At 47.9% G+C, this 20,522-nt stretch carries 19 protein-coding genes and 1 riboswitch; of the genes, 13 read left to right on the plus strand and 6 right to left on the minus strand.

Going from position 1 to position 20,522, the window contains the following annotated elements; genetic code table 11:
* The first annotated feature begins 7 nt into the window (after positions 1-7).
* The 4 genes from EAT1B_RS11570 to EAT1B_RS11585 all read left to right on the plus strand — a co-directional run bounded on the left by EAT1B_RS11570 (position 8) and on the right by EAT1B_RS11585 (position 3,947).
* Positions 8-934 (plus strand): branched-chain amino acid transaminase, encoded by a 927-nt coding sequence (locus tag EAT1B_RS11570; RefSeq protein ID WP_015880746.1) that lies wholly within the window; start codon positions 8-10, stop codon positions 932-934.
* A gap of 14 nt (positions 935-948) precedes the next feature.
* Positions 949-2,037: an alanine racemase gene (alr, locus tag EAT1B_RS11575; protein WP_015880747.1), complete on the plus strand. Its 1,089-nt coding sequence runs from the start codon at positions 949-951 to the stop codon at positions 2,035-2,037.
* Positions 2,007-3,299, plus strand: coding sequence for a diaminopimelate decarboxylase (gene lysA / locus EAT1B_RS11580; RefSeq protein ID WP_015880748.1), 1,293 nt, complete (start codon positions 2,007-2,009; stop codon positions 3,297-3,299). The genes alr and lysA overlap by 31 nt, the downstream gene beginning before the upstream one ends.
* 93 nt (positions 3,300-3,392) lie before the next feature.
* Positions 3,393-3,947 carry a nitroreductase gene (locus EAT1B_RS11585; protein ID WP_148209490.1) on the plus strand — a complete coding sequence of 185 codons (555 nt, stop codon included), beginning with the start codon at positions 3,393-3,395 and terminating at the stop codon, positions 3,945-3,947.
* Positions 3,948-4,051: 104 nt separating this feature from the next.
* Here the strand turns inward: EAT1B_RS11585 and EAT1B_RS11590 are convergent, their stop codons facing one another.
* Entirely contained in the window at positions 4,052-4,237 is a 186-nt protein-coding gene (locus EAT1B_RS11590) for a hypothetical protein (RefSeq protein ID WP_015880750.1), read from the minus strand.
* Between the two features lie 118 nt (positions 4,238-4,355).
* On the minus strand, positions 4,356-4,883 hold the full coding sequence (locus EAT1B_RS11595; protein WP_015880751.1) for a gamma carbonic anhydrase family protein: 528 nt from the start codon (positions 4,881-4,883) through the stop codon (positions 4,356-4,358).
* Positions 4,884-5,002: 119 nt separating this feature from the next.
* Here EAT1B_RS11595 and ade point away from each other — a divergent pair, with 119 nt between their 5' ends.
* The 3 genes from ade to EAT1B_RS11610 all read left to right on the plus strand — a co-directional run bounded on the left by ade (position 5,003) and on the right by EAT1B_RS11610 (position 9,052).
* Entirely contained in the window at positions 5,003-6,712 is a 1,710-nt protein-coding gene (ade, locus tag EAT1B_RS11600) for an adenine deaminase (protein ID WP_015880752.1), read from the plus strand.
* Positions 6,713-6,830: 118 nt separating this feature from the next.
* On the plus strand, positions 6,831-7,115 hold the full coding sequence (locus EAT1B_RS11605; protein ID WP_015880753.1) for a hypothetical protein: 285 nt from the start codon (positions 6,831-6,833) through the stop codon (positions 7,113-7,115).
* 57 nt (positions 7,116-7,172) lie between these two features.
* A riboswitch (Lysine riboswitch) is annotated at positions 7,173-7,347 on the plus strand.
* Positions 7,348-7,459: 112 nt separating this feature from the next.
* Positions 7,460-9,052: a Na+/H+ antiporter NhaC family protein gene (locus EAT1B_RS11610; protein ID WP_015880754.1), complete on the plus strand. Its 1,593-nt coding sequence runs from the start codon at positions 7,460-7,462 to the stop codon at positions 9,050-9,052.
* Between the two features lie 369 nt (positions 9,053-9,421).
* Here the strand turns inward: EAT1B_RS11610 and EAT1B_RS11615 are convergent, their stop codons facing one another.
* Entirely contained in the window at positions 9,422-11,047 is a 1,626-nt protein-coding gene (locus tag EAT1B_RS11615; RefSeq protein ID WP_015880755.1) for a peptide ABC transporter substrate-binding protein, read from the minus strand.
* 223 nt (positions 11,048-11,270) lie between these two features.
* On the opposite strand from EAT1B_RS11615, the gene EAT1B_RS11620 reads away from it, so the two are divergent.
* Positions 11,271-12,674 carry a basic amino acid/polyamine antiporter gene (locus tag EAT1B_RS11620; protein WP_015880756.1) on the plus strand — a complete coding sequence of 468 codons (1,404 nt, stop codon included), beginning with the start codon at positions 11,271-11,273 and terminating at the stop codon, positions 12,672-12,674.
* 17 nt (positions 12,675-12,691) lie between these two features.
* Here the strand turns inward: EAT1B_RS11620 and EAT1B_RS11625 are convergent, their stop codons facing one another.
* Positions 12,692-14,746, minus strand: coding sequence for a bifunctional diguanylate cyclase/phosphodiesterase (locus EAT1B_RS11625; protein WP_015880757.1), 2,055 nt, complete (start codon positions 14,744-14,746; stop codon positions 12,692-12,694).
* Between the two features lie 155 nt (positions 14,747-14,901).
* On the opposite strand from EAT1B_RS11625, the gene EAT1B_RS11630 reads away from it, so the two are divergent.
* From EAT1B_RS11630 to EAT1B_RS11640, 3 genes are all read left to right on the plus strand, one after another.
* A complete protein-coding gene (locus tag EAT1B_RS11630; RefSeq protein WP_015880758.1) occupies positions 14,902-16,104 on the plus strand; it encodes an ornithine--oxo-acid transaminase in 1,203 nt (400 codons plus the stop codon).
* A gap of 79 nt (positions 16,105-16,183) precedes the next feature.
* Entirely contained in the window at positions 16,184-16,570 is a 387-nt protein-coding gene (gene crcB / locus EAT1B_RS11635) for a fluoride efflux transporter CrcB (protein WP_015880759.1), read from the plus strand.
* Between the two features lies 1 nt (position 16,571).
* Positions 16,572-16,913 (plus strand): CrcB family protein, encoded by a 342-nt coding sequence (locus EAT1B_RS11640; RefSeq protein ID WP_041917983.1) that lies wholly within the window; start codon positions 16,572-16,574, stop codon positions 16,911-16,913.
* 34 nt (positions 16,914-16,947) lie between these two features.
* On the opposite strand, the gene yhfH is transcribed toward EAT1B_RS11640, so the two are convergent.
* Positions 16,948-17,106, minus strand: coding sequence for a protein YhfH (yhfH, locus tag EAT1B_RS15810; RefSeq protein ID WP_015880761.1), 159 nt, complete (start codon positions 17,104-17,106; stop codon positions 16,948-16,950).
* Between the two features lie 149 nt (positions 17,107-17,255).
* On the opposite strand from yhfH, the gene EAT1B_RS11645 reads away from it, so the two are divergent.
* Together EAT1B_RS11645 and EAT1B_RS11650 are read left to right on the plus strand one after the other, a co-directional pair.
* Positions 17,256-17,618, plus strand: a complete 363-nt coding sequence (locus tag EAT1B_RS11645; RefSeq protein ID WP_015880762.1) for a metalloregulator ArsR/SmtB family transcription factor — start codon at positions 17,256-17,258, stop codon at positions 17,616-17,618.
* A gap of 110 nt (positions 17,619-17,728) precedes the next feature.
* On the plus strand, positions 17,729-19,771 hold the full coding sequence (locus EAT1B_RS11650) for a heavy metal translocating P-type ATPase (protein ID WP_015880763.1): 2,043 nt from the start codon (positions 17,729-17,731) through the stop codon (positions 19,769-19,771).
* Between the two features lie 39 nt (positions 19,772-19,810).
* Here the strand turns inward: EAT1B_RS11650 and EAT1B_RS11655 are convergent, their stop codons facing one another.
* The gene (locus EAT1B_RS11655) at positions 19,811-20,434 is read right to left on the minus strand and encodes a hypothetical protein (protein WP_015880764.1); all 624 of its coding nucleotides are present in this window, start codon (positions 20,432-20,434) and stop codon (positions 19,811-19,813) included.
* Positions 20,435-20,522: the final 88 nt, after the last annotated feature.

Raw genomic sequence — 20,522 nt, forward strand, 5'->3', positions numbered from 1 at the left:
TTGCATTATGGAACAGTATGGACAATGGATGTGGAAAGATGGGGCTTGGATTGAGCCGACTGACGCAAACACGAGTATCATGACACACGCGATTCACTACGGAAGCGGGTTCTTTGAAGGGATTCGCGCGTACCACACGGAGGAAGGTCCTGCCATCTTCCGGTTGCGTGAACACTTGGAGCGACTCGTTCGCTCGTGTGCATACTACCACGTCACGCTACCGTATACGGTAGATGAACTCGAACAAGCCACGATGGAATTGATTGAGCGAAACGGATTTGAAGCATGCTACATCCGTCCGTTCGTCTTCCTTGGAACACCATGGCAAGCACTTATGCCGACTGCTGAGACGAAGGTACATGTTGCCATCTCGTGTTGGCCGCTCGGTGAATACTTCAACAAGACGGTCGGGATTCGAGCGAAAGTGGCCTCGTATCGCCGCGTGTCTTCTACCATGATGCCAATGCAAGCGAAAGCGGCATCGAACTATATGAACTCACAGTTACTAAAAGGAGAGGCGCTCCGTGACGGATTCGACGAAGCGATTGCCCTTGATATGAACGGAAACGTCAGTGAGGCGAGTGTCGCGAACATCTTCCTCGTGAAAGGAAAAACGATTACGACACCGTCCCTTGATTGTTCTGTACTCGATGGCATCACACGCCAAACGGTGATGCAATTGGCTCGCGAGGCCGGCTATGAAATCGTCGAGCGCCATATCGGACGCGACGAGCTCTATGTGGCCGATGAAATCTTCTTGACGGGAACGGCAGCCGAGGTGACGAGCGTCATCGAGGTCGACCATATCTCGATTGGTGGAGGTATCCAAACGGTTGCGACAGAAATGTTGACACGCTATCGTGAAGCCGTAACAGGACAACTTCCGGAACATCGCGATTGGATCACATTTGTGAAATCAGCAGTAAAAGAGTAAAGGAGTTTTGCACGATGGGAGTCACAATTGACTTAAATGCGATTCGCGAAAACAAACGCCGGATTGAAGCGCTCGGGCGCCCCGTGTTTGCGGTCGTGAAAAACAATGCCTATAACCTAGGAATGGAGCCAGTTGTGACGACTTTGTATGATGAAGGGGTCCGTCACTTCATGGTGACCACGTTAGAAGAAGCGCTCGAAGTGCGAACGCATGCAGAGTCGGCTCGCGTCCTCATCATGAATCCGGTATACACGTGGGAACACGTGCATGCCCATGATTTTGACGTCGCAATCGGCTCGTATGAATGGCTCGTCTCGCAGCGGGAGCATCTCGATGGCGTTCGCCTTCATTTGAAACTAGACGTCGGCATGAACCGATTCGGTGCCAAAACGTTTGAAGAAGCGTTACGGATCGTCGCCTTCTGCCAAAATGAAGGATTGAACCTTGTCGGATTATGTACACATTTTCCGCTTGCGGATGCAGATAATGCCGAAGTTGAGCATAGCGTCCAAGTCGAACGTTTTGCTGACTGGTCGACACGTTTGATGGAACGTCATACGTTTGAATTGATTCATGCCGCGAACAGTGCGGCCACGCTCCAAGACGACTCGCGCTTGCACCATTGCACACATGTGCGTGTCGGTATTTTCTTATACGGTTATTCATCGGTCGAGCCGGTTGAGTGGCTCGTACCTGCGTTTTACTGGGAAACCGAAGTGGTTGCCGTCCACGACATCGAAGCGGGGGCTCATGTCGGGTATGGAACGGGATATACCGCAGAATCAAAAGAACGGATTGCTGTCTTACCTGTCGGATATGGGGACGGATTGATGCGAGCGAGACGTCATTTACCCGTTCACATCGAGGGGAGAGCTTATCCGTTCGTCAGCAATATCTTTATGAGCCATAGCTTCATCAAAGTCGACGAAGACGTACAAATCGGCGACCGCGTCGCATTATATGGGATCGAAACGAAAATCGATGACGTGACACGTGTTGGCTATGCCAACAACTCCGAACAGCTCTGTGCCCGTTCGTGGCGTGTCCCACATCGCTTTGAAGGAGGAATTGTATGTACACCACCAATCAATCAGAATGTTTGATCGAAGGCGTGTCCGTCCGTGAACTTCAAGCGACGTACGGGACACCCTTGTATATCATGAGTGAGCCAGAACTAGAGCGTCGCCTCGGAATCGTCCGGGATGCCTTTCTTGATAAATTTCCGAACACGTATGCGTTGTACGCGTCAAAAGCGTTATCGATTGCTGCCGTTTATGAAAAAGTCATGGCGGCAGGAATGAGCATCGACGTCGTCTCGCGAGGTGAGATGTACGTGGCGCTGCATGCCGGGGTACCGGCGGAGCGCATTCATGTCCATGGGTCGAACAAGACGATTTTGGATATCACATACGCGCTCGAACAGGGGATTACACACTTTACCATCGATAATATGCGAGAAATCAGCCTCTTGTCAGGACTTGCGGCTGAATACAATCGTGAAGTCGATGTGCTTCTCCGCATTGTCCCTCAAGTTGTCGGAGGTGCCCATGCGGCGATTCAAACGGGTGGGGTTGATACAAAATTCGGTTTCCCGACGCACGACGACACGTATTTAGATGCTGTTCGTGCGACTTTAGAAGCCGAGCACTTACAGTTGAAGGGGATTCACTGTCACGTCGGTTCTCAAATTCAAGATCCGACCCTCTTCATCAACACGGTGAAGACGATGGTGCGTTTTATGGATACGATTCGTCAGGAAACCAGCTATACGACGGACGTCTTGAACATCGGTGGGGGATTCGGCGTCGCTTACTTGGATGAAGACGAATATCTCGATTTTGCCCAGACGATGGAGCAAGTGATGGAAACATTGGTCGAAGAGGTCGAGGCACGTGAATTGCCACTTCCGAAAATCGGGATTGAGCCAGGACGTTGGCTCGTCGCCAATGCGGGTGCCACGCTGTATGAGGTGGGGACCGTCAAAAAAGTGAGCGGCGTTCGTACATTTGTGTCTGTCGATGGCGGGATGACGGACAATATCCGTCCGGCACTGTATGACGCAGAGTATGAGGTCGTGGCAGCGACAAGGATGAATGAAGAGAAGACGCTCGAGGCAAAAATAGTCGGAGCGTGCTGTGAGTCGGGAGACATCATCTCGAACCGCTCATTGATCCCTCCTGTCACATCAGGTGACTTATTACTTGTCAAAGCGACGGGAGCATACAATTTCTCCATGGCGAGCAATTATAACCAAATGCTTCGTCCGGCGGTCGTCTTCGTTAAGGATGGGAATCACCGCCTTGTCGTCCGTCGCCAAACGTTTGAAGACTTGGTGGCATGTGAGGTCATTGGGCAATCGACGTAAGACTGCAGAGCAATCTGTAGTCTTTTTTTGATTTTGAAATGAGAACGTTTTTCAATTATGATAGAGAAGAGAAAAAAAGGGGAAGTGACGGTCATGACAAAGACAGCAGCACAAAAGTTAATTGAAGAAAGACGTACGGTCCGTATGTTTAAGGAAGAACCAATCGATACGAAAGTGCTTTATGAAGTGTTGCAATCGGCACATCATGCACCATTTCACAATAAAGTCGAGCCATGGAACGTGTATGTGTTCAATGGAGACGGGAAGCAAGTGTTACTCGATGCGCTCGAACCAGCCTTCTCGGAGGCGTCAGAGGGGCAACGCGAAAAGGTGACGGGACGGATCTTGAATGCGGCGGCTTGTATGTATGTGACGGCAAAACATTTTGAGACGGACAAAGGGAATCGTGACGCGTTACTCGCGACGGCGACATTCATTCAAAATATTCAACTACTCTTAAGTGAACGGGAGATCGGAATGGTCTGGCGGACAGGTGGACTGTTCGATGATGCACGGTTGAAGGAAATGATCGGGGCGGAAGGTGAGACGTTTATCGGTCTCCTGCAAATCGGGAAATATGACACAGAAGATATCCCTGCACCGAAAGCACGACAACCGATTGATTCGCATCTTATCATGTTTGAATAATAAAAAGCGAGCGATGGGAAATCCCATCGCTCGCTTGCTCTATATATCGGTCAGTTATCGCTTTAATTTTGTTGCGAGCCAATCTTGAATCACAGGTGTTGGAATCATCCAGTCGTTCCTCCATTTTTAGAATCTTCTTCTCTACTATTATCCAAATGCATACGTTCCCAAACCTCTCGATGTGCACCGTGAAGGGTGTCATCGAACGAATCATCGATATGAAGGCCATAACTTGGATTGATGGATGAGGCGTACAGGTCTAGCATGAGTTGATCATGGTTCGGATACATAGAGTGGGCTCCTTTCAATACATCAGCTTGGCTACAACTTCAGTATACAAAGGAACTATGTAGAAAATTCGAGAGAAACGTTAACATTTTATGAATCTTGTAAACGCTTTCACAAACATTATGATTCGCGAATTGGAATGCACGTCTCTTTATATTGTTCGGCACGCTTAGCATATTTCTTGACCGTTCTCTCCATGATAAAACGGTCTTCATCGTTTAATGGACGAACGACTTTGGCTGGGACGCCCATGACCATCACCCCTTCAGGAATCTGCATGTTTGGTGTGACGAGCGCACCGGCAGCAACAAAGGACCCTTTTCCAATCTTCGCCCCATCGAGCACGGTGGCGTGCATGCCAATCAAGCAGTCTTCTTCAATCTCACAGCCGTGAATCATCGCCATATGACCAATCGAGACACGATCATGGATGATGGTCGGTGAGCCTTCATATTGGTGGATCATCGAACCATCTTGAATGTTGACGTAAGAACCGATTCGAATGGGTCCTTCGTCTCCACGGATGACGGTATTGAACCATACTCCCGAGTGCGCGCCGATGGTCACATCTCCGATCACATGTGCCCCTGGTGCGAGATAAGTCGTCGGATCGACTTTTGGTGTCAACTCTCCTAATTTGTATTGCATCGTTGTAACCCCTTTCAGAAAGATATGTTATCATTGTCGCACAACTCGAAAAAGAAATTGCAACGAAAAGAATATTCTTGGTAAGATAGTTAAAATACGTTGAATAAGGAGATCGAAAGATGGAAAAACAACATTTGATTGACATCGCCGCAAAGAAAAAGAAAGCGGCCGTCGTCTTTAAAGACGTCGCAGTGATTGACGTGTACAGTCGTGAGACGATTCGTACAGACGTCGCCATCGACGCGGGATATATCGTGGCTATTGGGGATGGGTACGATGGGGAGGTCGAGTATCACGATCCGACCTGGACGCTTGCACCGTCCTTTATCGATTCGCACGTCCATATCGAGTCATCGATGGTCCCCCCGCATGAATTTGCGAAAGCAGTCTTACCACTTGGTGTCACAACGGTGATTGCTGACCCACATGAGATTGCGAATGTGAACGGAGCACTCGGGATTGAATACATGTTGGCGGATGCGAAAGGACTTCCACTCGACGTTCGGATGATGCTTCCGAGTTGTGTACCAGCGACACCGTTCGAACATGCAGGTGCTAAACTGTATGCAGAAGATTTGGCACCGTTTTTAGGAGATGCAGGGGTGCATGGCCTAGGCGAAGTCATGGACTATCCATCAGTTGAAGCTGGAAGTGAAGACATGCTTCAAAAGATCGCACAGACGGAACAAGCGGGTAAAGTGGTCGACGGACACGCATCGGGACTTGGCCCAGACCAATTGAACGTCTATCGTTCTGCAGGAATCATGACGGACCATGAATGTACGACTGCAGAAGAGGCGATTGAGCGGGTGCGCCGTGGGTTCTATGTTCAAATTCGGGAAGGTTCCGTCGCGCGAAACGTAGAGAAGGTGAGCCTAGCCGTTACGGAAAGCAATGCCCATCGTTTCCTTTTCTGTACGGATGATAAGCATTTGGATGACTTGGTCGCGGAAGGCGGGATTGACTACAATATCCGTACCGCCATCAAGCAAGGAGTTAAGCCAGAAACGGCCTATGCCATCGCAAGTCTTCATGCCGCAGAGGCCTATGGATTAAAAGAAGTCGGGGCGATCGCACCTGGTAAGAAAGCGAACTTCGTTATCTTGTCAGACGTCGAATCGGTAAAAATCGAACAAGTGTATGTGAATGGTACGCTCGTCGCGGAGAAGGGGAATGCGACGTTTGAATCGGAAGGGATTGAAGTGCCGAAACCGATGAAAGGTGAGCTCGCTTTACCCGAATTGACAGCCGAGTCGTTCCGACTTGCCGCAAGTGAAGAAGAAATCGATGTCATTCAAGTGCTTCCGAACAGCTTGTTGACGAAACGACAGCGTCTCACGTTCCAACCAGACGCATCAGGCGCAGATTTATCGCAGGATATCGCGACGCTTGCCGTCATCGAACGCCATCACGGGACAGGTCATATGGCTCTTGCCCCGGTAACGGGATTTGGCTTGAAGCGAGGTGCCCTAGCAGCCACGGTTGCCCATGACAGCCATAACTTGGTCGTCGCCGGAGTCAGCCCGGAGGACATGTTGCTCGCGGCGAGAACGCTTGAAAAAGTAGGGGGAGGGGTCGTCGCCGTATCGGAAGGTGAAGTGCTTGCCGTCCTCCCGCTCGAGATTGGTGGACTGATGACGAAGCGACCATATCGTGAAGTGGCAGAGATTTTGGAACAGCTCAATGATGCGCTAGATGTCGTGGGAGCCCATCGTCATTTCAATCCATACTTAACGATGTCCTTCCTCGCCTTACCGGTCATTCCAGACTTGAAATTGACCGATATGGGATTGTTCGACGTGACCACGTTCTCATTCATCAACGCTTGACTCGGTCTAACGTATGATTTTTGTTAAGAACCGCCGATAACGATTGAATGCGTGACGGGAAGTTGGTATAGTTACGTCAAGTTTCATCGGGTCAACATTGAAAGGGGGGATATTACAGATGGAACAAGTTGCTTACAATCGGTCGTATGATGAACATGAGGAATTGATCAATTCTGTATATCGTGCTTTCAAGGACCGATGCGAAGAACTACCAGAAGAAACACAGACAAAACGTCGTTTACGACGGCTCATTTTCTCTACGATTAAAGAACAGACGAAGTCTCACGCTGACCGATTCGTGTTGTATCACTTCTTCAACGACTTCTTTAAAGCGGTGGAAACGAATGACCAAGAAGCACTCGCTGTCTTGAAGCGAATCATTCGTGATGAAAAAAACTATTGATATGTGACACCAACCTGTGATAATTTAGACGTAACTTTAAATGAATATTCGTGCTATCGATGAGGTAGAGGTGCGATGCTGATGAGTAAGTAGTCGGAGGATGACAACGATGAGGACTACAAAAAGGCAGGATCGCCGAAGTGCAACACCATGTCCGTGGGGTTGTGCTGGGCTGACGGGAAATACCCGTCGGACTGCCATACATATTTACGTATGGAGCGCTCCAAGTCGGCTAAGAAAGACGGAACATCCAGCGAGGGTGTCGGCTTTGTTGCCGATGCCCTCGCTTTGCGTTTTTTTAAGCATAGGGGGGCCTCATCCTAATAAAAAAGGAGGAATTCAGCATGGTAGATTATTCAACTTCGGTACTCTCACTCGTACCGGCATTACTTGCAATTATTATGGCAATCACAACACGAAAGGTCATCCCATCACTCGGTGTCGGGATTATCGCAGGAGTCCTACTCTTGCATAGCTTCAATCCAATTGATTCGATTCAATACTTGTGGTCGAACGTCATCGCCTTATTCTGGGCGGATGGAGCCATTAACGAATGGAACGTCTTGTTGATTGCGTTCTTGCTCCTTCTCGGGATTTTATCGTCAATCATTCAAACGTCAGGTGGCGCACGCGCATTTGGTGAATGGGCTGCGGCGAACGTCAAGACAGCACGTGGTGCACGTCTCGTCTCATTCGGACTTGGTATTTTGATCTTTATCGATGACTACTTCAACAGCTTGGCGGTCGGGAACATCAGTCGTCCACTCACAGACCGTAAAAACATCTCGCGTGCAAAACTGGCTTACACGATTGACTCGACGGCAGCACCTGTCTGTGTCATCAGCCCGCTTTCAAGTTGGGGTGCATATATCATCGCCATCATCGCAGGCATTTTGGCAAAATACTCGATTGACAGCTACTCGTCATTCTCTGCATTCATTCAAATCATCCCAATGAACTTCTATGCCGTCTTCGCATTACTCTTGACAGCATATGTGGCATTCACTGGACTCGCCATCGGACCGATGCGCACGCATGAACTTCGTGCCCTCCAAGGAGAGTTGTATGATTCGGCAAAAGGAAAGCCGATGGGAATGAGCGAAGATTTACATGAGCACGAAGGTGGGAAAGTACGTGATTTGATCGTACCTATCATCACGCTCATCATCGCGACAGTTTCAGCGATGCTTTACACGGGTGGTCAAGCGCTCGCAGCGGACGGTCAAGACTTCTCATTGATCGGAGCATTTGAATCGACAGACGTGACACGCTCACTCGTAGCGGGTGTCGTCATCAGTTTAATTGTCGCATTCTTGCTTCTCATCGGACGTAAAATCCCAGCACGTGACTATGGGAAAGCGGCATGGGAAGGCGTTCGTGCCATGTGGCCGGCTGTCTTGATTCTCTTGTTTGCATGGACAATCATTGCGGTCATCAGCGACATGAAGACCGGGGAATACTTGGCGAGCTTCGTGACAGATACGATTGCTGCATCTTACTTGCCACTCCTTCTCTTCTTGATTGCCGGAATCATGGCATTCTCGACAGGGACGAGCTGGGGAACGTTTGGTTTGATGCTTCCAATCGGAGCCGACTTGATCATGGCCGTTGAACCAGAACTCCTTCTCGCGTCACTTGCGGCTGTATTGGCCGGCGCGGTGTTCGGTGACCACTGTTCACCAATTTCAGATACAACGATTCTCAGCTCAACAGGAGCGGGCTCACACCATATCGACCACGTGGTGACACAATTGCCGTACGCTATTCTTGCAGCGGTCGTCTCGGCGATTGGTTACTTGGTGCTCGGGATTACAGCGTCGATTTGGATCGGATTCTTCGCTGCATTGATTTCGTTCATCGTATTGGTTGGAATCGCAGAAGTGATTTCAAAACGTGGGAAAGTACCTGCAGAACTCCGCGCGAAGCGTGAGGCTTAATACACGAAAATGACTTCCATCGATTTGATGGAAGTCATTTTTTGTATACGGCTTTCCTTGAACGTACAAGATAATCGAGTAGTACCCCGAATATGAACCAAAAAGAGATTGTCAGAACATAAAGCGTCCATTTCGGTAGTACGGTCGGATGAATGACGTGCGAAGAAAACCAAGGTGTCTCGAGCAACCAAAATGGAGGCGAAGTCAAAAACAATAAGATGTTCAAGTCATCCAATCCAGAGACATTCATGATGCAGATGGTGACAGCTAATAAGGTGAATCATAGTGTCCAACTCTGCATTAGATAGAAGCCCCTTTCACGACAGAAAACCTCCTTGATCCATGTAAGAATCAAGGAGGTTATACTTATTATTTGACGTCAAGCCATTTGAAGCTTGCATCGGCACCGAACGGGTGACGGTACATGTTCTCAATGTTTGAACGCTCTAAGTATGCCTCACCTTTTTGATAAATCGGAGCGATGGCAAAGTCTTCTTCGAGAAGGATGCGCTCTGCTTCTTGCATCGTTTCCCAACGTTTCATCTGATCGGCTTCTTTCTTCGCAGATTGAATCAACTGATCATACTCGTCATTCGAGTACTCCATGCGGTTGAATGGTCCGTCTGTGACCCACATGTCGAGGTATGTCATTGGATCTTGATAGTCAGGACCCCAACCAGCTGCAGAAACGTCGTACTCACCTTTTCCTTCAAGGTCAAGGAAGTTTTTGAACGGTTGCTGTTTGATGTTAAGTGTCAAACCTGGCAAGTTCTTCTCAAGTTCACCTTTGATGAACTCGTTCACTTTCTTGAACGCTTCCTCGTCACGTGAGAGGAACTCGAGTTCGATCGTTTCGACACCTAGTTCTTCTAATCCTTTTTCCCACGCGGCTTTTGCTTCATCCACGTTGTAGTTGAGGAGGTCTGGATACTTCTCACGGAAGTCAGCCCCGTCTTCTGTGAACGTGAAGTCTTTCGCTACGATAAAGTTCGCAGGTTGCGACCCATCTGTTAAGATGACATCTGTCACACTCTGTTTGTCGAATCCTTTCGCAAGTGCTTCACGGATGTTGACGTTTTGGAGCGCTTCGTTCTTTTGGTTGAAACGAAGGAAGTTGATTCGAGCATCGGCACGCGTTTTGAACTCGTCGCTATCTTCGAATTGCGGAACGAATTCAGACGAGAGGAGCGTATAGTCTGCTTCACCCGACTCGAACAAGTTGACCCCAGTCGAGACGTCTTTTACGACTTTGACGTTGATCGTGTCCATCTTGACGTTTTCAGCATCCCAATATTCAGGGTTCTTCTTGTAAACCCATCCTGCATTGTCTTGCCACTCGCTCAAGACGTAAGGACCGTTATAGAGTGTCTTGTCGACAGATGTTGCGAATTCTTCGCCTTGCTCTTCGACGTACTCTTGTTTTTGCGGCATATACGTCGGGAAACCAGTCAATCCTAAGAAATAAGGAGCCGGTGCTTCCAATTGTACTTCAAGCGTTTTCTCGTCAATCGCTTTTGCGCCGAGGTCGTCGAGCGACATTTCACCTGCAAGGATTTTGTTGGCGTTTTTTAAGTCTTGAAGAATGTAGGCATACTCCGCACCTGTTTCAGGATTGAGGGCACGTTTCCAAGAGTAAACGAAGTCTTCAGCTGTAATTGGAGAACCGTCTGACCAGTTTGCGTCACGTAACTTGAACGTGTATGTAAGGCCATCCTCAGATACTTCAACATCTTCGGCAATCCCCGGTGTCGGTTGGTTGTTCTCGTCTAGACGATACAATCCTTCGAACACGTTGTTTGTCACGATGATCGATGTCGAGTCTGTTGTAAGTGTCGGATCGAGCTGCGGCAAGTCCGTCGCCGATACCATTGTGATTTCTTTTTTCGCATCGCTCGAAGATGAACCTTCTGAACTCGATGAGTCATCCCCTGTGCTACAAGCTGCCGTCGCCAATAATGCGACCCCCGATAACGCTAGCCATTTTTTGTTACGCATTATACAACCTCCCGAAAATTCTGATAATTTAGAATATGTTGTAATTAAACTACATCTGACATGAATATGCAATGGAATTTTTCAAATTATCCGAAAATATAAACTTATTCAGAATGACTATTCAGCAATCCTTACAGGAAGTAGAATAGAAAAATCAACGAATGATTATACAATATTTTTGTATAGTTATTCGTATAGACAGGATAGTAGTGGAGGCGTTAACTTGAAACAACATTCAGCCGGAATCGGCTTTTTCGGTCTAGCAGCAATGGTCGTTGGGACTATGATCGGTGGAGGTGCGTTTAACCTGCCTGGTGCCATGGCACAAGGGGCAGGGGTCGGACCAGTTTTAATTGGATGGGGGATTACGGGAGTCGGCATGATTATGCTCGCCTTTGTCTTTCAGTTTTTAGCCAACACGCGGCCGGAGTTAGAAGGTGGAATTTATGCTTATGCTCGTGAAGGCTTCGGGAAGTTTGTCGGATTCAACAGCGGCTGGGGATACTGGATGTCGGCTTGGATTGGGACGGTAGCCAACATCACGTTGATTTTCAGTACATTGGCTTATTTTTTCCCTGTTTTCTCAGCAGAACACCGACTGTTTCGCTTGTTCGTGAGTGTCGTTCTGATTTGGGGTTTATTTTGGCTCATTTCACGCGGGATGCGTGAAGCGGCACTTCTCAATATCGTAACAACGATTGCGAAACTCGTTCCGATTATCTTGTTTATCGTGTTGATTGTATTCGCCTTTCGAATCGATACGTTCCAAGTCGATTTTTGGGGAGAAACAGGGTTTGTTTGGGCGGATGTGTTTCCACAAGTGAAGTCAACGATGCTCGTCACACTTTGGGCGTTTGTCGGGATTGAGGGAGCGGTCGTGTTGTCGTCGCGCGCACGTCATAAAAAAGATGTCGGTCGTGCCACGGTCATTGGCCTGATTGGGACGTTATTGATATATATGATGATTTCCATCTTCTCGTTTGGTGTCATGACACAGGAGCAACTCGCTGCGTTGCCTGAACCGTCGATGGCATATGTGTTAGAAGCGGTCGTCGGCCCGTTCGGCGCAACATTGATTAACATCGGACTGCTCGTATCATTAACAGGCGCATTGCTCGGCTGGACGATTTTAGCGACGGAGATTTCGTACGTGGCGAGCCGGGATGGGGTGTTTCCGAAAGTATTTCACCGTTTGAATGCGAACGAGACACCAGTGAACGCGCTATTCATCACCCAAGCGTTCACTCAAGTGGTCACGGCCATCGCCTTGTTTTCAGAACAGACGTATCTCGTGCTTTCAAGCATCGCTGGAATCGCAGCACTCGTTCCTTATCTATTTTCGGCACTCTATGGATGGATGGAGGCGAAGCGGACGACGTCGCTACGGATGATGGTCGTTTCCGGGATTGCCTCGCTATACGCCGCCTGGTTACTCTATGCTTCAGGATTCGAGTATGTCTTGATTGCGATGATTCTATACGCACCTGGCATTTTCGTCTTTCTTTTGGCAGAACGGGAACAAGGACGACCGTTCTTGACCCGTACCCAGTCGATGATTGCCTTGATTATTCTATTATGTGCGACCTATGGCATTTATGGGCTTTGGACAGCCACAATCGCTCTATAAGAAAGCTCACCGGCGCTTCAAGCGTCCGGTGAGTTTTTTAATGATCGGAGTAATTGTTCGATTGCACTTGGTGAAGCAGGTCTTGCGTATAAATAGCCTTGGAAAGAATCGCAGTCTGTCGACTTTAAGTGTGCCAACATCTCTTCATCTTCGACCCCCTCCGCGACGACGTGGAGATTTAAGCTCTTCCCAAGATGGACGATGACATCGAGGAGATGAGATTTGGACGCCATCCAATCATCGAGAAAGACTTTATCGATTTTGAGTTCATCGACCGGGAAGGACTTCAAATACTGTAAGGACGAGAAACCTGTCCCGAAATCGTCAATCGACAGTCGATAGTTCAAGCGCTTGATTTGTTCCATGCGTTCGATGATTTCATCGGTCTGTTGCATGACGAGACTTTCCGTGATCTCCAAGATGATGTCTGCCGGGTCGAGCTGGAGTTGTTGCTTGATGTTTCGTAACGTATTCAAAAAACTGTCGCTTCGGAATTGATTAGGCGAAATGTTGATTGCCATCGAGAGCGGTTGATCGAACTCGGCTTTCCAGGCTTTCAGTTGTTTCGTTGCCTCTAAGATGACCCAGTTGTTGATAGGAACGATGAGTGCCATCTCTTCCGCGAGCGGAATGAACTCTGAAGGTGGGATTTGTCCCAGTTCGTCGTGATGCCAACGAAGGAGTGCCTCAAAACCAATGAGCCGGTCTGTGGCGAGTTCATACTTTGGTTGATACTCAAGATAAAAATGCTTTTCTTCAAGGGCTCGGTACATCGCCTTCTCAATATGAATTTGTCTCGAGAAAGCGGCATCCATATCTTTTGTCACGAATTGAATCGTACCGACGCCGATCTGTTTCCCTTTGAAGAGGGCACTTTCAGCACGTGTATACAGTTCCTCGAGTGAACTTGTCGAAGACGGATAAAATACGCATCCGATTGAAATCGATACCATGATGGAGTGATGGTAAATCCGGAACGGACGTTGCAGTTCGTGTTGCAGATGTCGGAGTACTTGGAACACTTCTTCTTTCGATTCCTCGAAGAACATGACACCGAACAGTCCGCCCGTAGGATGGAATAAAAGAGCGGATTCCGGAATGAGATGCAGTGCGCGCTCTTTGATTTGGATGAGAAGTTCGTTCCCAACGCGAGACCCGAATGACTCATTGATAATTTTGAAGCGGTCGATATCAAACAAGGCAATATGAAGGAGACCTTCTCGCTCATCGATTTGTCGAAGGATTGAGTCGTAGCGACGTAAAAACCCTTTTTTATTATAAAGTCCGGTCAACTCATTTTGATAAGCGAGGAACTGGACTTCTTTTTCAAGACGCTTCTTTTCCGACACATCAAATCCGAATGCGGTATATTGAATCACTTCATTCTTCTCACTAACAATCGGTACGACAGTCAAGTTAAGCCAACACGGCTCTGACTCATGTTGCTTACAGGAGATCGGCATCTCACCGTTCCAAATCCGATTAGTCGCAAGTGATTTTAAGACGTTACGCGAAATCCCGTCCTGTTCACTTGAATCATGAATGAGTTCGAACCATTCGCGTCCAATTAGCTGTTGCTCCGTCGCATCGAGTAGACGGCATAACGAAGGATTGATGTCCACGATCTCGCCTTTCGCATTTGTCGCCAAGTAATGCGTGGACTGTTTGATCATCTCTTGAAAATGATGAAGTAGATTGAACTGTTCTGTACTGATGAGCGGTCCAAATCCTTTTGGGAGAAACGCTAAAAAATAACCATAAATCCCTTCGAGCGAAAAAGATTGCAGGTAGGCAGTCGCATAGATGACGGAGCCATCCTTATGTTGAAACGGCGTCATCGCCGTTGTCGAGAATGGATATTGAAGGAGGAGCGGAGACCATGTTTCGAGAGCATGATCTAATTGCCGGACGACCGGAAGCGGTTGATGGAGGACTTCGTCACGTTCCCAGCCGAATAAAACTTCGGCATGCGTATTCCATAATAGGACCGTACCATCTTGAGAAATATAACAACACGGAACAGATAAAGCATCGATGAATTCATCTACTGGTAAATCACGCAATGAAGCCACATCATTTCCTCCAATCTGTCATGCTAAATGCATATTCTAATGTCAGTGTACCTGATTTTGCCAATTCAAGGAATGCTTAAGTTCGTCATTGTCAAAAGAAAGAGGGACGTCATATACTGAAAGAGTAAGATAGTTTTGAATAAGGGGGAAACAATATGTCAAAAACACATGATGTGATTGAATTGACAGAGAAGTTCGGGGCACATAACTATCATCCACTACCGATTGTCATTTCGGAGGCGAAAGGGATTTGGGTAACCGATCCTGAGGGGAATCGCTACATGGATATGTTAAGTGCATACTCTGCTGTCAATCAGGGACACTGTCATCCGAAGATCATCCAAGCGCTTAAAGATCAAGCGGATAAGATCACGTTGACGTCGCGCGCCTTTTATAACGATCAACTCGGACGTTTTTACGACAAAGTGGTAACGCTTACAAAGAAACAGATGGTGTTACCGATGAACACGGGTGCAGAAGCGGTCGAGACGGCCGTGAAGACAGCACGTCGTTGGGCATATGACGTGAAGGGGATTCCGGGACAAGCTGAAATCATCGTCTGCTCAGGAAACTTCCATGGACGGACGATGGCTGCTGTGTCGATGTCGACAGAAGCAGAATATCAGCGTGGATTCGGACCGCTATTGCCAGGGTTCAAAGTTGTGCCATATGGTGATATCGATGCATTTGAAGCGGCGATCACAGAGAACACAGCGGCGTTCATCGTTGAACCGATTCAAGGTGAAGCTGGAATCATCATTCCGCCAGCAGGTTATTTGAAGCGGGCATCTGAACTCTGTAAAGAACATAATGTCCTCTTCGTCGCAGATGAGATTCAGTCTGGACTTGGTCGTTCTGGAAAGTGGTTTGCCATCGAGTGGGAAGACGTCACACCGGATATGTATATTCTCGGAAAAGCACTCGGAGGCGGAGTCTTCCCAATCTCATGTGTTGCAGCTGACCAGGAGATTCTTTCGGTCTTCAACCCAGGCTCGCACGGGTCGACGTTTGGCGGAAACCCGCTTGCTTCGGCTGTTTCGGTCGCAGCTCTTGAAGTGCTTGAAGAAGAAAACCTACCGGAGCGTTCGCTAGAACTCGGGACGTACTTCATGGATCGCTTGAAGTCGATCGATAATCCGATGATTCGTGACGTTCGCGGACGCGGACTCTTTATCGGTATTGAGTTGACGGAGTCGGCTCGTCCTTATTGTGAGGCGCTAAAAGAGCGGGGACTTCTCTGTAAAGAAACACATGAAACCGTGATTCGATTGGCACCACCGCTTGTGATCACGAAAGAAGAACTCGACCAAGCGTTCGAAGCGATTGAAGCCGTTTTGGCTCCAGCAGCTATTTCGTAAATGAAGACAGCTTGATATAATCGTTTTAGCTCAATCGACACCTGCGTTGCAGGTGTCTTTTTCGTGGAGGTGGAATTCAATGCTGTACGTATACGTTGGACTGGCAGGGGCGGTCGGTGCTTTGGCTCGCTATGGACTCGGCTTGCTGGTCGATTCATTGGGATCAAGTGTGTTTCCCGTCGCCACTCTTCTGACTAATCTCATCGGTAGTTTTTTGTTGGGGTGGTTGACACACATGTTTCTTCGAACAGGCAAACTTTCTCCTCAATTCGTCACCATTGTAGGGACCGGAATGATTGGTTCCTTCACTACATTCTCTACGTTTAGTGTTGAAACGATTCGATTATTAGAGGAAAGTCGAATCGGGCTGGCGCTTCTATACGTCTTTCTGAGTATCACGCTTGGACTCGGGAGCTCATGGCTTGGTTATCGTGTCGGCGTGAGACGAAAAGGTGGGGTGAATTAGGATGACGATCATGTGGATTGCGACAGGTGCCTTTTTTGGTGCGATGTGTCGTTTTGCTATCGGTCAACTGATGAAACGGTGGTCTGATTCCACCTTTCCATTTGCAACATTATTCGTCAATGTGTCGGGTTCGTTTGGCCTTGGGTATTTATATGCCCACACGAGCCATCCGTCGCTCCTTCTCTTTTTAGGGATTGGATTTTTAGGGTCGTTTACGACGTTTTCGACTTTGAAACTTGAATTGATGCGGTTTGCGACAAAAGACTGGATTCGATTCGGACTTTATCTCCTTGCGACATATCTGTTTGGAATACTGGCTGCTTATATCGGCTGGTCCATCTAAAACAACGCCCCTTCCATTTCGAAGGGGCGTTGTTTTATTCTGCAAGTTGAAGCTTCTCGGTACATGAAGCACAAGTCGTTTCGTATGACTCGCACTGTTCATCCATATGCTTCCCGCATTCCTGGCACGTTTTGTCCGGTAGTTTTTGATAAAACTCGACAGATGATTCGAGTCGGCTCGCCCATTCATTCATATGAAAATGCCTCCTTCGTAGATGTGTCACGGTATTGGTTGTTGTCATGATTGTATTATAACAGATGGCGTTAAGTCAACTATAATATATAACAGATATATTCGGGATTTTTTGCTACACTATACACATCAAAAGACGAGGTGAAAAAAATGAAAGTGCCACAGTGTGAAACGATTGGAATTCAATCAGAGGACGTTCCAACGCTACAAACCGCCTTGGCGCAATTAGATGCGCCTCGAGTCAGTCGTTTGTTTAAAGCGTTCGCTGATCCGACCCGTCTAAAAGTGCTGTATGTGTTGACGCTCGAACATGAACTATGTGTATGCGATGTGGCGGCCGTTATCGGTCACTCTAACGCGACCGCATCTCACCATTTGCGGACATTACTTGAACAAGGATTGGTAAAGTATCGTAAAGAAGGGAAAGTCGTTTATTATTCATTGGATGATGAGCACGTGAGACAGCTCGTTGAAATTGCATTGACACACAGTGAAGAACAAAAAGACGTTTAAGTCCAATGACCGTCCCTCGAATGGGGACGGTCATTTTTTTGGTACTTGTCTTCGATTAAAATTCACGTTACGATATATTCAAATGAACGTTTGAATGTTAGGGGGATATGATGAGAAATCGAGACGTACTACCTGTGTCCGGTATTACCTGTACGAATTGTGCAGCTAAGATTGAGCGAGATGTATCGAAACGTGAAGAAGTCGCATCTTGTCAAATTGATTTTGCGACGAGTCGTATGGTGATTGAGTGGGTGGACCCGTCAAACCGTGACAAGACGCTTCAGTCGATTGAGCAGACGATGGAACGGATTGAACCGGGAGCAAAGTTTGTTAAACAAGACGACGATCAAACCGAAGGACGAGATTGGACGCTTTGGAGATTCCTTATGGCCGCTTTTATTTTTTCAATTGCCATTTGGACAGATTCGACTTTAGGATTCATTGCGGCATATTCACTTGCTGGCTACGACGTCGTATACGGTGCGGTCCGGAACATATGGAACCGGGAATGGTTTGACGAGAAATTTTTAATGACCATCGCGACAATCGGGGCATTCGCCATTTCAGAATACCCGGAAGCGGTGGCGGTCATGCTGTTTTATCAACTTGGGGAATACGTGCAAGGACGGGCGGTACGCGCCTCCCGAAAATCGATTCAGTCCTTGTTGAATATGAAACCGACCAGAGCGCGTGTACTCGAGGCGGGTCAGGAAATGGAACGATTGCCGGAAGAAGTAACGGTCGGGTCACACCTCGTCATTCGTTCAGGAGAACTAGTCCCGATGGACGGATTCGTCGTGAGTGGGGCGAGTTCCCTAAATACATCGTCTTTGACAGGTGAATCCGTTCCAAGGCAAGTGAGCGCGGGCGAGGAAGTGTTGGCAGGTATGGTCAATATTGAGGGGCGCCTCGTCGTTGAAACGACGAAACTCGCGGCTGAGTCGAGCCTTCAAAAAATGATTGCTCTCGTCGAAGAGGCGAATGGAAAGAAAGCAAAGACGGAACAAATGATCACACGATTGGCAAAAGTCTACACGCCGATCGTGGTAGTCATGGCGACACTTGTCGCATTCATTCCACCCTTGTTTGTCGGGGACTTGAATGAATGGATTTACCGGGCCTTGATTTTTCTCGTCATCAGTTGCCCGTGTGCACTTGTGATTTCTATCCCGTTAGGTTATTTCGGGGGGATTGGTTCTGGATCGAAACAAGGGATTCTTGTAAAAGGGGGCGAGTTCCTTGACACGTTGACTGAAGTGGATACAGTGGTCTTCGACAAAACAGGGACATTGACGACCGGACGATTTGAAGTGACCGATGTCGTGACGACAGACGGCATCACCGTTGATGAACTGTTACATTTAGCTGCTCGGGTCGAACGAGCATCCAATCATCCTCTTGCGCAGGCAATCGTCCGTCGTGCTGGGGAGGTTCAAGCGTTTGAATCGATTCAAGAGGAGCCAGGATATGGTCTCCGTGCACGAGATGGTGACGATGAGGTGTATGTGGGGAGTGCCCGTTACATGGAACGGTTAGGTCAAGTGATTGAAGATTCATCAATCGGGACGAATGTACACGTGATGAAGAATGATCGTTGGCTTGGACGAATCGAACTGATGGATACGTTAAAGCCGGATGCGATGGTTGCGATCGAACAATTGAAACGTATCGGAATTAAGACGGTCATGCTATCTGGAGACCGGCGAGAAGTCGCTACAAAAATTGGCGGGCAACTCGGACTGGATGAAGTGCGAGGGGAGTTGCTTCCACACGAGAAAGTGGAGGCGATCGAACGGATGATCGACACACGTAAAGTTGCCTTTGTCGGGGATGGAATGAATGATGCGGCGGCTCTGGCCCGGGCAGATGTCGGTCTGGTCATGGGTGGCGTCGGAAGCGATACAGCGGTCACGGCGGCGGACGTCGTCTTGATGCATGATGCGCCAACGGATGTCATTCGGGCCATTGAGCTAGGGAAACGAACGAAGCGCATCGTCTGGCAAAATATTTTCTTTGCCTTTGGAATCAAAGCGCTTGTCATGTTCTTAGGATTGTTCGGGATCGCAACGATGTGGGAAGCGGTATTTGCGGACGTGGGAGTGGCGCTTCTTGCCATCGCAAATGCGACGCGATTACTTCGTATGACATCATGAAAGAAGTGTCTCGGTTTTATACCTGAGACACTTCTTTTCTTATTCGATTCTGTCGTGATGCGTTTTAATGCGTAACAACAAAAAGGTGAGGATGACAATAATGGCAAGAAGTAAAAACGTGATGGTGAAAAGGACTTGTGTCAAGAAAGATACTTGATTCTCTGCTGCAATCAACTCTTTATGAATGTCTTTGTATTGCATTTGTTTGAGAGACCGTAAGTCTTCTAAAATCGTTTGCCGAAGTTCTGTCATCGTTTCTGCGACAGCCGTCGCTTTCACTAAGTCGCCTTCTTCATAGATGACGAGAACGCGGTCGGCTTCCTTTTCCCAAATGGCATCTCGTTCGAGTAAATCGAGGACAGAGCTCGGTGTGTCCGGGTCATCGATGATGGATTGTTTAAGGTCTTTGGCTTGTCGAGACATGCTGTAGTACATCTCTAAAAAGTGTCGGTCTTCATATGCGAGTAATCCACGGATGGCATTTGCCCGTTCGACGTTATAATACATCACGTCTTCAATCGATTCATAGGAGTCGAGTTGTTCGCCTTGAATGGTTTCGAGACGCTCATTTGTTTCTTTCAATTGAAAAATAAAAATAAAAATAATCGAAATAGATAAGATTGATAAACTGATCCATAGTAAAATCCACTTTCGTTGTGACATCGTGACCCTCCTTTCTTCTACATCGTACATGATTTTGTAAAAAACGACAGAAAATATTTTTTTGAAAAAGGAAAAAACGGGGAAATGT

The sequence above is a fragment of the Exiguobacterium sp. AT1b genome, assembly GCF_000023045.1.
Classification (GTDB): domain Bacteria; phylum Bacillota; class Bacilli; order Exiguobacteriales; family Exiguobacteriaceae; genus Exiguobacterium.